General features: G+C 73.0%; 13 protein-coding genes. 5 read left to right on the forward strand and 8 right to left on the reverse strand.

The annotated features are described in order from the left end of the window. Positions 1 to 94: 94 nt before the first annotated feature. Positions 95 to 943: an alpha/beta fold hydrolase gene (locus BX266_RS01660; protein ID WP_099897153.1), complete on the reverse strand. Its 849-nt coding sequence runs from the start codon at positions 941 to 943 to the stop codon at positions 95 to 97. A gap of 113 nt (positions 944 to 1,056) precedes the next feature. Here BX266_RS01660 and BX266_RS01665 point away from each other — a divergent pair, with 113 nt between their 5' ends. Further along, positions 1,057 to 1,530 carry a MarR family winged helix-turn-helix transcriptional regulator gene (locus tag BX266_RS01665; RefSeq protein WP_099897154.1) on the forward strand — a complete coding sequence of 158 codons (474 nt, stop codon included), beginning with the start codon at positions 1,057 to 1,059 and terminating at the stop codon, positions 1,528 to 1,530. Positions 1,531 to 1,535: 5 nt separating this feature from the next. After that, positions 1,536 to 1,913, forward strand: a complete 378-nt coding sequence (locus BX266_RS01670) for a hypothetical protein (protein ID WP_099897155.1) — start codon at positions 1,536 to 1,538, stop codon at positions 1,911 to 1,913. Positions 1,914 to 2,010: 97 nt separating this feature from the next. Here the strand turns inward: BX266_RS01670 and BX266_RS01675 are convergent, their stop codons facing one another. Both BX266_RS01675 and BX266_RS01680 read right to left on the reverse strand, forming a co-directional pair. Next, positions 2,011 to 3,222, reverse strand: a complete 1,212-nt coding sequence (locus BX266_RS01675) for a glycoside hydrolase family 6 protein (RefSeq protein WP_099897156.1) — start codon at positions 3,220 to 3,222, stop codon at positions 2,011 to 2,013. Between the two features lie 143 nt (positions 3,223 to 3,365). Then, positions 3,366 to 3,962, reverse strand: a complete 597-nt coding sequence (locus BX266_RS01680; protein WP_099897157.1) for an NADPH-dependent FMN reductase — start codon at positions 3,960 to 3,962, stop codon at positions 3,366 to 3,368. A gap of 144 nt (positions 3,963 to 4,106) precedes the next feature. Here BX266_RS01680 and BX266_RS01685 point away from each other — a divergent pair, with 144 nt between their 5' ends. Next, positions 4,107 to 4,961: a helix-turn-helix domain-containing protein gene (locus BX266_RS01685; protein WP_099897158.1), complete on the forward strand. Its 855-nt coding sequence runs from the start codon at positions 4,107 to 4,109 to the stop codon at positions 4,959 to 4,961. Between the two features lie 55 nt (positions 4,962 to 5,016). On the opposite strand, the gene BX266_RS01690 is transcribed toward BX266_RS01685, so the two are convergent. The 3 genes from BX266_RS01690 to BX266_RS01700 form a co-directional block, all read right to left on the reverse strand. Further along, entirely contained in the window at positions 5,017 to 6,339 is a 1,323-nt protein-coding gene (locus BX266_RS01690; RefSeq protein WP_143686841.1) for a hypothetical protein, read from the reverse strand. Between the two features lie 336 nt (positions 6,340 to 6,675). Beyond that, positions 6,676 to 7,131 carry a VOC family protein gene (locus tag BX266_RS01695; protein ID WP_099897160.1) on the reverse strand — a complete coding sequence of 152 codons (456 nt, stop codon included), beginning with the start codon at positions 7,129 to 7,131 and terminating at the stop codon, positions 6,676 to 6,678. 55 nt (positions 7,132 to 7,186) lie between these two features. Further along, entirely contained in the window at positions 7,187 to 8,014 is an 828-nt protein-coding gene (locus BX266_RS01700) for an AraC family transcriptional regulator (RefSeq protein ID WP_099897161.1), read from the reverse strand. A 144-nt stretch (positions 8,015 to 8,158) separates the two neighbouring features. Between BX266_RS01700 and BX266_RS01705 the strand changes: the two genes are divergently transcribed. Continuing rightward, on the forward strand, positions 8,159 to 8,545 hold the full coding sequence (locus BX266_RS01705) for a DUF2000 domain-containing protein (RefSeq protein WP_399168831.1): 387 nt from the start codon (positions 8,159 to 8,161) through the stop codon (positions 8,543 to 8,545). 26 nt (positions 8,546 to 8,571) lie between these two features. Here the strand turns inward: BX266_RS01705 and BX266_RS01710 are convergent, their stop codons facing one another. Together BX266_RS01710 and BX266_RS01715 are read right to left on the reverse strand one after the other, a co-directional pair. Then, a complete protein-coding gene (locus BX266_RS01710; RefSeq protein WP_218969226.1) occupies positions 8,572 to 9,042 on the reverse strand; it encodes a hypothetical protein in 471 nt (156 codons plus the stop codon). An 82-nt stretch (positions 9,043 to 9,124) separates the two neighbouring features. Continuing rightward, the gene (locus BX266_RS01715) at positions 9,125 to 10,366 is read right to left on the reverse strand and encodes a metallophosphoesterase (protein WP_180290340.1); all 1,242 of its coding nucleotides are present in this window, start codon (positions 10,364 to 10,366) and stop codon (positions 9,125 to 9,127) included. A gap of 509 nt (positions 10,367 to 10,875) precedes the next feature. Here BX266_RS01715 and BX266_RS01720 point away from each other — a divergent pair. Continuing rightward, on the forward strand, positions 10,876 to 11,679 hold the full coding sequence (locus BX266_RS01720) for a lytic transglycosylase domain-containing protein (protein ID WP_259464483.1): 804 nt from the start codon (positions 10,876 to 10,878) through the stop codon (positions 11,677 to 11,679). Positions 11,680 to 11,724: the final 45 nt, after the last annotated feature.

An 11,724-nucleotide genomic window follows, 5' to 3' on the forward strand; every position in this document is an offset into this window, starting at 1 on the left:
GGCGCTTCCCCTGGCGCACCAGAAAACCCGTCAACTCGGCATCGACCTCATCCGCCTCCCCACCCCTCCCGTCCCCCCTCCGCAGGCGCTCCCCCTAGCGCGCCAGAAAACCCGTCAGCTCGGCGTTGACCTCATCCGCCTTCAGGTACGGCAGCCCGTGGTGCGAGACGCCTTCCAGGGTGTGCACCTTGGCGTGCGGGAGGGTGGCGGTGGCGCGGGCGGTGAGGGTTTTCGGGTGATGGGTGCGGCTGTCGGCGGCGGCCAGGACCAGGCACGGGGCCCGGAGGGCGGCGAGGGCTTCGGGGGTGGGCCGGGGGCCGGTGACGGTGCGGGTGCGGGGGAAGGTCGCGGCGAGCCCGTGGAGCCGCGTCCAGTCGGGGTCGAGCGGGGCGCCCCCGGTCTCCCAGGCGAGGAAGGCCCGGGCGCGGACCTCGGTGGGGCGGGCCAGCATCGGGGCGGCGCGCAGCAGGTAGCCGACCCGGTAGCCGGTGAAGCAGCCGGTGGGGTCGAGCAGTGCCAGCCGGTCGACCCGCGCGGGTCGGCGCAGCGCGTACCCGAGGGCGATCCACCCGCCGTAGGAGTGCCCGCACAGGTCGGCGCGTGCGACGCCCAGGCCGTCGAGGACGGCGTCCAGCCAGGCGTGCAAGTCCTCGACGGTGCGTAGCGGTTGTGGTCCCCGGCCGGCCGACCGCCCGGCCTCGCCGATCCGGTCCACGGCGAACACCCTGGCGCTGCGGGCGAGTTCGCCGATGTTCGCCCACCAGCCGGCCGCCGTCGAGCCGCCGCCGTGCAGCAGGACCAGTGGTGGGGCGCCGGCGGGGCCGGCGGCGTTGACGCGGGTGGTGCCGTACGGGGTGTCGACGTCCAGCCGCTCGACCGGGACGGGCCAGCGGTCGAGCAGCGTGTCGTACGCGGACAGGAACGCGGACCGGTCGAACGCCATGGCAGCCTCCAGTGAGGGCGTAATGTCTCGCTGAGCAATTCTCTCGCTCAGCGAGATAGTATGCACGTGGAGCTCCGCCCGGGAAGCCGCCCACCACCGAGAGAGTTGGCCCGATGACCGATGACCGCCCGTCCGGCCCGGGGCTGCAGGCCGTGCACCAGTTGCGTGCGCTGACGGTCGAACTCGACCTGCTCGCCGCCTCGTTCGCGCAGCGCAACGGACTGCACCCGACCGACCTGCGCGCCCTGATCGCCCTGCTGGACGCCGCCCGGGCCGGCACCCCGGCCACCCCGGGTCTGCTGGGCCGTACGCTGCGGCTCAACTCGGCGGGCACCACGGCCGCCCTCGACCGGTTGGAGCGGCTCGGCCACGTCCGCCGCACCCGCGACCCGGAGGACCGCCGGCGGGTCCTGCTGGAGGTCACGGACGACGCGGCGGCACTCGGCTGGAGCTTCTTCGGGCCGCTGATCACCGACACCGTCGAGCTGGCCGATCAGCTGTCGGCCGCCGAACTCGCGGCCGTGCAAGGCTTCCTGACGTCCATGCAGCAGATCGTCGCCCGCCACGCCGACCGGTCGGAGGACTGAGCCCGATGCCCGCACCGACCGAGTTGCTGGAGCCGCCGGAGATCGCGCTGCTGCGTCGCGCCCTGGGCGAGTGGATCGGCCCGGCGCGCTGCTCCGACGAGCTGGCCTTCGCGATGGGCTTCACGGACGCCGAGGACTTGCGCACCCGGCGCCAGCAGCTGGACAGTGCGCTCGCCGACGACCTCCCGCTCTCCTCCGCGGACTGGGCCCGCGTGCTGGTCGCCTCGGAGATCGTCTTCGTCAGCGACCTGTTCGGATCCGGCTACGAGTGGCGGACCACCACCGGCCTCGACGACGAGACGACCATCCGCACGCTGCGCTCGATCCAGCGCAAGCTCGGGCCGACCCTCCGACCGCACTACTTCAAACGCCCGAGCGAGTAGCAGCCGCTCGACGGCTCTGCTGCTACTTGCTCGGGCGCAATGGGAAAGCGGTTTCCTCCTGGGTCCCGCCCAGGGGTCTCCCGGTTCCGACGGTGTGTCAGTGACTCGGGAGCAGACCGGTGTTGAAGCCCAGCTTCGGCGAGGCGTTGTTCACCAGCGACATCGCCTGCTCGGGCCACCAGCCGCCGGCCACCGGGTCCACGATGCCGTACTCGGGGTCGGTCGGGCCGGCGGTGCCGCGGGTGCAGCTGCCGTCGGACTCGCCCGGCACCTTGACCCACAGGTAGGCGTCCAGCAGGGCCTGCCCGGTGTTCGCGGTCGGACGGGTGCCGAGGCCGCGGGCCGGCGGGTTGCACCAGGTCTGCGGGTCACCGGTGTACTTGCCGGGCTCCGGCGTCCACGGGCCCTGCCCGTTGCGGCTGCTGTCGATCACGAAGTGGGTGAGCTTGGCGTCCGCCGGGACGTGGCTCGCGTACCAGGCGTCGGCGTCCGCGGCCGGCCAGTACTGGTTGGCGCAGGAGTCGGCGCTCGCGCCCGGGGTGTTCTGCAGGTACCAGAGGCACTTCGACACCTGGGTGCCGTAGCGGGTCAGCGAGGCGTCGGTCATGTAGTTCGACACGTTCAGGAAGAAGCCCTGGGCACGGGCCACGCCGCCGTCGATCAGCAGCTGCGCCTGGGTGCCGACGTTCTGCCAGCCGCTGTGGCCGGCGTCCAGGTAGACGATCGCCTGGCGCTGCTGCTCCAGCCGGTCCACGGCCGAGGAGATCTCGGCGAGGCGGTCCTGCTGCTGGGCGGCGGTGCCGCCGCAGAACGCGGGCGAGAGCGCCAGGCCGTCCGGCTCCAGGATCACCACGGTCTTGCGGTCGCCGATGCCGCGCGCCAGCGCGTCGATCCACTCCGCGTACTCGGCGCTGTTCGACGCGCCGCCCGCCGAGTACTGCGAGCAGTCCCGGCCCGGCACGTTGTACGCCACCGTCACCGGCACCTGCCGGGCCCGCGCAGCCTTGGTCTGCAGCGCGGCCATCGCGTCCGTGGTCGCCTGCGGCGTCGCCGTCCCGTTGAACCACTGCGCGATCGGCCAGGTCGCCAGCTGGGCCATCGCCTTGGCGCCGGTCAGGTCGTGTGCCTTCAGGTCGGTCAGCGCCTGCTGGGCGGCCTTGCTCGCCGGGTCGACGTAGAAGCGGGTGTCCGGCGCGAGGGTCCGCGGAGCGGGCGTCGCGGCCTGGGCCGGGACGGCGGCCAGTCCGAGACCGGACGCGAGCAGTGCGGCGAGCGAGAGCGCGGTTCGCACGGGGTGGGGTGGGCGCATGGCAGGTCTCTCCCGGCAGGGATCGGCGATCGAACGGAGCGCCATGCACCCACCCGGGTCGACACCCCGTCAAGACCGCACCCCACCGGGCCGCCCCGACCCGCCCGCTGTGCTGAAACTTTCATCCGCCCCGGCGGTCCGGCTCACCCCTGCGGGCGGTCGCGGCGGGCGTCGTGCAGGACCGTCCCCCACCAGTCGAGTTGGTCGAGCATCGCCTTCGCCGCGGCGTCGGGGCCGACCGGGTCGAGCAGCTCGCCGTCGGGTCCGAACAGCGTGTAGAAGCGCGGGAAGGAGACGTACTCCCGGACCGTGTGAGCGTTCAACTCGTTGAAGACCTGCCGCAGTTGCTCGATGGCGAGCAGCCCGCCGGTGGCGCCGCTGTAGCCGACGAAACCGATCGGCTTGGCGTGCCACTGGGTGTAGTGCCAGTCGATGGCGGCCTTCAGCGAGGCCGGAAAGCTGCGGTTGTAGTCCGGGGTGACCACCACGACCGCGTCGGCGGCGTCCAGGCCGGCGGTGAGCCGGCCCATTGCGGCGGGGCGGGGCAGGTTCGGCTCCAACGCCGGCGGGGTGGAGGGGAGTTCGAGCGGGATCGGGGTGTCGGCGAGGTCGATCACGTCGACCTCGAACCGGCCGTGCAGCTCCGCCTGGCGGGCGAACCACCGGGCGACCACCGGGCCGAATCGGCCCTCCCGGACGCTGCCGACGAGCACGGCGAGGTTGAGCGGCTGACTGGTCATGACCTGACTCCTGGTGTCGGAACGGCAGCCCCGGCCGGGGCACCGCTCCAGGCTGGCGGTTCCGCCGGGACGGGGGGAGGCCGTGCGGAGACAGGTAGTACGGGGGCCACCCTCCGCTACCGGTCGGCCTGTTACGTTCGGCGGGTGAGCGACAACGAGTTGGGACTGTTCCTGCGCACCCGCCGCGAGGCGGTCACCCCGGCCGCGGTGGGCCTCCCGGCCGGCCCGCGCCGCCGGACGCCCGGCCTGCGCCGGGCGGAGCTGGCCACCCTGGCCGGGGTCAGCGTCGAGTACGTGACCCGGCTGGAACAGGGCCGCGACCGCCACCCGTCCGCGCAGGTGCTCTCCGCGCTGGCCGACGCACTGCACCTCGGCGTGGCCGAGCGGGTCCACCTGCACCGGCTGGGCAAGGCCCTCGGCGGCGCCTTCACCTGCACCGGCGGCGCCGCGCCCAACCGCTCCGTCCGCCCCACCGTTCGGGCGCTGCTCGACCACCTCGAACCCGCCCCCGCGCTGGTTCTCAACCGCCTCGGCGAGATCCTCGCCTGCACCGCCGCCTACCGGCGCCTCGCCGAACCCCTCGGCCTGCTGGACGGCCCCCGGCCGAGCCTGGTCCGCTACGTCTTCACCGACCCGCGGGCCCGGTCCGCCTACCCCGACTGGGACCGGACCGCCGACCAGCAGGTGGCCGCCCTCAAGCAGGGCCCGGGACGGTCCGACCCCGCGGTGGCCGCCCTGATGGACGAACTGACGGTCACCGCGGGAGCCGAGTTCACCACCCGGCTCGCGACGGTGCCCGGCCTGCCGGACGCCACCGGGATCGAACGCCTGCGACACCCCGACGCCGACGAACTCCGCCTGGCCTACGAGACCCTCCACCTGCCCGCCGCCGACGACCAGCGCCTCCTCGTCCACCTCCCCGCCGACGCCGCCACCGCCACCGCCCTCGACCACCTGACCGGTCGCCACCCGGGCGCCCTGCGCGCGGTGCCCGCCTAGCAGCATCGGCGGCCGGCGCACCGCGACTCCACGGCTGGGCCCACCCGACGGTGGGTCAGGTGCCGGACACGTACACCACCTGGCTGTGGGCGTTCTCGAAGTGCAGGCCCCCGGTGAAGGAGGCGCGCCAGTAACCCGAAGCCGTCCCGGGGACGGTGGTGCTGAAGGCGTAGCCCTCGCCGTTCCAGTAGACCGAGGTGGTGGTGGCTACGGTGGTCCAGCCGCCCTTGCCCGTGGTGGAGTACTGAAGGTCGACCGGGATCTCACCGGGCGTCCCGGCGCCGTCGAAGTGCATCGAGCCGGCCACCGCCACGGTGGCGTCGTCGGCGCGGGTCGCCGTGAAGGCGCGGAATGCGGCCGGCTGGACGACGGTGATCAGCGACTCGGCGGAGGCGCTGCTGAGGAACAGGTCGTCGGAGGGCCAGCCGACGCCGATCTTGTAGTCGGACCACAGCTCGGGGCTGGCCGGGAAGAGCGCGTTGCCCTCGGCATCGGTGGTGCGCTGAACGTACTCGCCGAAGGAGTTCGAGCCGAGCTTCTTGCCGGCCAGCGGCTGCCAGCCGTCGGTGGGCGAGTCCCAGAGCAGGGTCGCACTGGTGGACTGCACCACGCCCCGGAACGGCACCTTGCGGACGACCGGGTTCTCGACGATCTTCGTCGCGGTCTTCTTGATCTTGATCGGGAAGGACTTCGACGCGGACTGGTTGTAGAAGACGTGGTTCGGGTCGTACGGGAACTGGGCCTCGATGGTGTTCTGGTACTCGTTGGTCACCGGCAGAGTGGCGGTGAAACTGCCATCGGCCCCGGTGACGACCTCGGTGTACTCCATGTACGAGGTGACGTCCACGGTCAGCCCGGGCATCGGGACCAGCTCGCCGGTCTCGGGCCGGCGGCCCATCAGGTGGCCGCTGAGGGTGACGGTGCGGTGCTGGTAGTCGACCGTGGTGCGGTCAACGGTCGCGTCGTCGAAGTTGGTGGTGACGGCGTAATAGAAGTACCCGACGCCGCTGGTGGTCTCCAGGGTGTCGCCGCCCTCGTCGGTTGCGACGACGTCGATGCGGTAGGAGCCGAGCGCGGGCAGCTGGACCCGGCCGCGGTTGGTCCAACTGCCGCTGGTGGTGGTGCCGCCGGCCAGTTGCAGGCCCGAGAGGGTGGCGACGGTCTGCTGGGTGTCCAGGGCGACCAGATTGACCTTGACGCTGGTGATCGCGCTCGGCGCGGAGAGCTCCACGATCAGCTTGCTGTTGTTGGTCCAGTCGTTGTGCGCGGACAGGACGGTGATGCCGGTGTCCGCCTGCGCGGTCTGAGCGCCCGTCAGAACGAGGCCGGCTGCGACCGTCACGGCGGCGACGGCCGCAAGGGCACGGCGAGATGCCATCGGTGGTTCCCCCCAGGAAGTTAATTCGGCCCCGATCGGTCGAACAGGGCAGCGGAAAGCTACCAGGAGGCGCCGTCACCCGGAAACGGCTTTTCTCCCACGCCGCGGCCCGCCGCACCCAGCGGTGCCCGCGGGCCGACACCGCCCGGGCACCCACGGTTCGACCTGCGCAGTCACGGGCACCCAGCGGCTGTCGAAATAGCGGATGCGGATGGCAAGGCGGGCGATTCATCAGGACCCCGGGCAGGGAATTTCGGCGCCGCCCGCGATGGCCGGAACGAGAGGAAGAACCTACCGGGGCCGATAAACCGGCGAAGAGCGCCACCGCAACACCCGTCAGACGACGTCGAATTCGTTGCCCTCAGGGTCCTGCATGGCCGCCGCGTAGAAGCCCGTGTCCGGCTCGTCCTTGATCCGCAGCACGGTGGCACCGGCGCCGACCAGCCGTTCCACCGTGGCGTCGACCCGCCTGGTGCGGACGTCCAGCGGCACGTCCCGGCCTCCGCCCACCTTCAGGTCGAAGTGCCACCGGTTCTTGACGGCCTTGGGCTCCGGCACCTGCTGGAACCACACCCGCGGTCCCCGCCCCTCGGGATCGACGATCGACTCCGGAACATCACCCGCACCTGCCGGCAACTCGCCCTCCGGCACCCCCATCGCCACCCAGTACGCCCGCCACGTGCCATAGCCCTCCGGTGCGGGCTCCGGCACGTAGCCCAGCGCCTGCGCCCAGAACGTCACCATCCGCTGCGGATCGGAACAGTCGATCGTCAACTGCACGGTCATCTCCATGCCCGGAGCATCCCAGGTTGGTCTGACGGACGATCACCTTCACCACCGAGCCCGCCTACCGCAGCCCCGGCGCACCGGCCGGGGACGGTCCGCGGGCGTAGCGGCCTGGCGTGGTGCCGATGATGCGGCGGAAGTGGCGGGTGAGGTGGGACTGGTCGTGGAAGCCGAGGGTGGTGGCGACGGTGGTGGCGGGGTGGCCGTCGAGGAGGAGGTGGCGGGCGCGGTCGATGCGGCGGGCGGTGAGGTACTGGTGCGGGGGGAGGCCGAAGGCGGTGGTGAAGGTGCGGACCAGGTGCGCGGGGTGCGCGTGCAGGTGCCGGGCCGCGTCGTCGAGGGTGGTGCGTTCGGTGAGGCGGGCGTCGAGGAGGTCTCGCAGGTCGTGGGCGAGGGGGGCGCCGACCGGAGCGTCCGGCGCGGTGGTGGAGGGTCGCAGGAGGCCGCGCAGGCGTTCGCTGATCAGGGCCAGCCGGCTCTCCGCCTCCAGTTCTTCCCCGGGGGTGCCGAGGGCGGTGTGGAGTTGGCCGACCCGGTGCCGCAGGAGCGGGTCGGCGAGGTCGGGTCCGTCGACCGCGGCGCCGATCAACTCCTCGCCGATCCGGTCGGGTTCGAGGTAGAGGACGCGTTTGCGGAAGCCGCCGTCGGTGGCGGCGGAGCCGTTGTGGGGGACGTGCGGGGGCAGCAGGCTGACGGTGTCGTGGGGGGTGCCGCGCCGGTGGCGGTCGAGGTCGTAGCGGACGGCGCCGTCGTCGACGATCAGCAGGGTCCAGGAGTCGTGGACGTGCATGGGGTAGCGGTGTTCGGTGAAGTGCGCGTGGAACACCTCGACCACGCCGGGGACGTGCGGGCGCCAAGCCGTGATCTGCTGCCGGGGCGCCGCTGTCATGCGAAGAACGTACAAGACCGGGCGGCGGCCGGACCGGCACGCTCAGTCCATGGACACTCTCATCGCCCCGGCCGCCCCGACCCGGCGTCCGCGGACGCCACCGCCACCGCTCCCGCCGCTCCGCGTTTCGACACCAAGATCGCCGTGCTGCTCCGCGAGGACCTCGCGCCCTGGCAGCGGTTGAACGTCACGGCGTTCCTGGTGAGCGGACTGGGCACGGCCGTCCCTGAGTTGGTCGGCGAGCCGTACATGGACGCCGACGGCACCGGCTACCTGCCGATGTTCCGTCAGCCGGTGCTGGTTTTCGAGGGCGGCCGGGAACTGCTGACCGCCGCACACGGGAAGGCGCTCTCCCGCGGCCTGCCAGTGGCGGTGTTCACGGCCGACCTGTTCGCGACCGGAAACGACCGCGACAACCGGGCGGCGGTCCGCGCCGTGTCGACCGCCGAGCTGGATCTGGTGGGCATCGCCGTGCACGGACCGCGCAACGCGGTGGACAAGGTGCTCAAGGGCGCCCGCATGCACCCCTGAGCAGTCCTCGTCCTCCTCCGGCACGATCAGTCGCGGCGGCCGCCCTCGCGCCGGGCGACGGCCGGGATCGCGCGCGCGAAGGAGGCGAGGCTCTTGCTCTCCTCGCCGAGCAGCACCCCGTAGGCGGTGTTGAACGGGAAGGCGGTCAGACCGAGGACGCGGACGGCAGGTCCGTTCGAGTGCTCGCCGCCGTCGGTCCATTCACCGCCGAAGACCCGTACCAGCACCTCGCCGGTGTAGGCGCCGGCCAGCTGCCACCACAGGTCGAGCCGCTGCTCCGCCAGCGGGCCGTCCGCGAGCAGTTCGGCGCAGACGGCGTCGAGTTCGGCAAGCCCGTCGACGCTCCAGTCGAGCTGCCGCCCGTGGTTGTCGGCCACCAGCGCGACGCACTGCTCGGCGACGAACGAGAGCGTCACGGACTGCTTCCGGCCCTGCTCCTGTTCCCGGCCCTGTTCCCGTTCCCGTTCCTGTCCCGGTTCCCGGTGCTGCTGTTCCATGCCCGGAATCCTGCCGCCGGCCCGCCCGGCGCGGCCACGGGTTTTCGGCCGGGGCGGCGGGCCCGCGTCCCCTCCCCCCAGGTCAGGCCTGCAGCGAGGCGAGCGTGACCACGGTGATGTCGGACGGTGCGCCGACCCGGACGGGCGGGCCCCAGGCGCCGGCCCCGCGGGTGACGTACAGCTGGGTGTCGCCGTAGCGCTCCAGCCCGGCGACGGTGGGGTTGGCCAGTTCCGCCAGGTAGTTGCCGGGCCAGAGCTGGCCGCCGTGGGTGTGGCCGGAGAGTTGCAGGTCGACGCCGTGGCGGACGCTGTCGTGGATGGTGACGGGCTGGTGGGCCATCAGGACGGCGGCCCTGGCCCGGTCGCGGTCGCCCAGCGCCCGTCGGTAGTCGGGGCCCTGGCCCGTCGCGGTGCCCGCGATGTCGTTGACGCCGGCGAGGTCGAACCAGGCCAGTTCGACCCGGTCGTTCTCCAACGGGTGCACGCCGAGCTCGCGGACGAACTCCACCCAGGGCGCGGCGCCGGAGAAGTACTCGTGGTTGCCGGTGACGAGGTAGGCCCCGTCCTTGGCCCGCAGGTCCGCCAGCGGGCGGGCGGCGGGGCCGAGTTCGGGGACGGTGCCGTCGACGAGGTCGCCGACCACGGTGATCAGGTCGGGCTGGACGGCGTTGATGGTGTCGACGATCCGCCGGGTGTGCGCCTTGCCGAGGATCGGGCCGAGGTGGATGTCGCTGACCACCGCGATCCGGTAGCCGTGCGCGGCCCGCGGCAGCTTGGCCAGCGGCACCGTCACCTGCTTCACCCGCGGCCCGCGCAGCACCCCGTACGCGCCGTTGCCGACCACTCCGACGGCGACCCCGGCCGCGGCCCCGGCCACCACCCGCGAGACGAACAGCCGCCGCGAGGCCTGCTCCGACACCGGCCCCGACTCCGGCTCCGCCTCCCCAGCCATGTCCTCCGCCTCCCCAGCCATGGCCTCGGGCTCCACGACGACGTCCGAGGGCGCCGCGTCCCTGCCGCGGCCGAGGCGGCGCAGCAGCGGGCGCAGCGCCTCGCCGGCCAGCAGGGCGAGCAGCAGGTAGAGGAGGACGGCGAGCCAGAGGTAGCCGGGCCAGGCGAACCAGCGTTCCACGGCGAGCGGGAAGGCGCGGCCGCCGATCAGGGCGAGCAGCGAGAGGACGGGGAGCAGGACGACCAGTCCGGTGCCGATGCGGCGGTACCGGCCGCCGGGTGCGGAGACGTCCCGGACCATCCGCCGCCACACGTACCAGTGCGCCGCCCCGAGCAGGCCGAGGGCCGCCACCGCCACCACCGCGATCATCATCGGGCCAGTATCGGTGCGGCCTGGTCGCCGCCGCCGCGCGGGGTCGCCGGTCGGGCCGCGTGGTGGACTGCGGGTGGTCGGGCGGGCGCGGACGGTGCCGGGGCGGGTTCGGTTGCTGTGAGGCCGACCACACGGCACCGGGTGACTACGGTCCTCGATAGTCGGTGGTCGGCCCGGCTCCGCGATCGGCGGCCGATCCCCGCTCCGAATCGTCCGCGGGTTGCCACGATTGCCCAGGTCAGCGGTGTGCGAGCGAAACTCCGAGCGCTGTCCGGTTTGTCCCGACTCCTCCCCGGGTAGACCGCGCTTTCCTCGGCCCCCTGCCCGGCTCCGCCTACTACCGGGCGTAGTTTCGGGGCTCGTTGTACGGCTCTGCCGGGTCTGCCAAGAATGACCCCCGTCCGCCAGTCGGCGCGGCCGGTCCGATCGTCTCGGCTCCGGCGGCCCGGTGTCCGGCGGCCGCTCGTTGTCCGTCCGGCCGTCCGGCCCGCACGAGGGAAGAGGTCGCCGTGCAGCACCGCAGGACCCTGACTCTTTCGGAGAAGCTCCGCCGCCACCGGTACGCGGTGGTGACCGGTGTCGCCACCCTCGCGGTGGCCGGCACCGCGACCTTGGCGCTCGCCCTGCCGCAGGACTCGACGCCCGCCTCGGCGAGCTCGGTCGCGGCCGGCGCCCCGCAGCTGGCGAGCGACGCGCTGCCGCAGGCCGACGCCTCGCAGTCGGCGGCCGACCGGGCGGCGGCGGACGCTTCGGCGGCCGCCTCCGAGTCGGCCCGGGCGGAAGCGGAGGCGCAGGCCGCCGCATCGGCGTCCGCGCAGGCGAGCGCGAGTGCCAGCGCCCAGGCGGAGGCGGACGCCAAGGCCAAGGCGGAGGCCGCCGCGAAGGCGAAGGCCGAGGCCGCGGCGAAGGCCAGCGCGTCCGCTTCGGCGGCGGCCAAGGCGAAGGCGGCGGCGGAGGCGGCGTCCCGTTCGCAGCAGCGCCAGGCGCTGCCGAGCAGCACCCCGTCCGCCGCCCAGTCGGTGTTCAGCGGGACGCCGCAGCAGATCGCGGCGCAGATCGTGCCGGCGGGTCAGCTGCAGTGCTTCTCGAACATCGTGGAGCGCGAGTCCAGTTGGAACGTGCACGCGACCAACCCGTCCTCGGGTGCGTACGGGCTGATGCAGGCGCTGCCGGGTTCGAAGATGGCCTCGGTGGGCTCGGACTGGCGGGACAACCCGGTGACCCAGATCAAGTGGGGCCTGCAGTACATGAACGAGACGTACGGCAGCCCGTGCGCGGCCTGGACGTTCTGGCAGTCGCACAACTGGTACTGACGGGTGGAGCGGCGGCCGGAGCGGGCGCTTCCGCACCGGCCCTCC

Origin of the sequence: Streptomyces sp. TLI_171, assembly GCF_003610255.1 — a bacterium.
GTDB lineage: Bacteria > Actinomycetota > Actinomycetes > Streptomycetales > Streptomycetaceae > Kitasatospora.

What these genes read in the sequence shown, in the direction of transcription:
- BX266_RS01660 (WP_099897153.1), bottom strand. Translation starts at nt 943, where the DNA reads ATGGCGTTCGACCGGTCCGCGTTCCTGTCCGCGTACGACACGCTGCTC.
- BX266_RS01665 (WP_099897154.1), top strand. Translation starts at nt 1,057, where the DNA reads ATGACCGATGACCGCCCGTCCGGCCCGGGGCTGCAGGCCGTGCACCAG.
- BX266_RS01670 (WP_099897155.1), top strand. Translation starts at nt 1,536, where the DNA reads ATGCCCGCACCGACCGAGTTGCTGGAGCCGCCGGAGATCGCGCTGCTG.
- BX266_RS01675 (WP_099897156.1), bottom strand. Translation starts at nt 3,222, where the DNA reads ATGCGCCCACCCCACCCCGTGCGAACCGCGCTCTCGCTCGCCGCACTG.
- BX266_RS01680 (WP_099897157.1), bottom strand. Translation starts at nt 3,962, where the DNA reads ATGACCAGTCAGCCGCTCAACCTCGCCGTGCTCGTCGGCAGCGTCCGG.
- BX266_RS01690 (WP_143686841.1), bottom strand. Translation starts at nt 6,339, where the DNA reads ATGGCATCTCGCCGTGCCCTTGCGGCCGTCGCCGCCGTGACGGTCGCA.
- BX266_RS01695 (WP_099897160.1), bottom strand. Translation starts at nt 7,131, where the DNA reads ATGGAGATGACCGTGCAGTTGACGATCGACTGTTCCGATCCGCAGCGG.
- BX266_RS01700 (WP_099897161.1), bottom strand. Translation starts at nt 8,014, where the DNA reads ATGACAGCGGCGCCCCGGCAGCAGATCACGGCTTGGCGCCCGCACGTC.
- BX266_RS01710 (WP_218969226.1), bottom strand. Translation starts at nt 9,042, where the DNA reads ATGGAACAGCAGCACCGGGAACCGGGACAGGAACGGGAACGGGAACAG.
- BX266_RS01715 (WP_180290340.1), bottom strand. Translation starts at nt 10,366, where the DNA reads ATGATGATCGCGGTGGTGGCGGTGGCGGCCCTCGGCCTGCTCGGGGCG.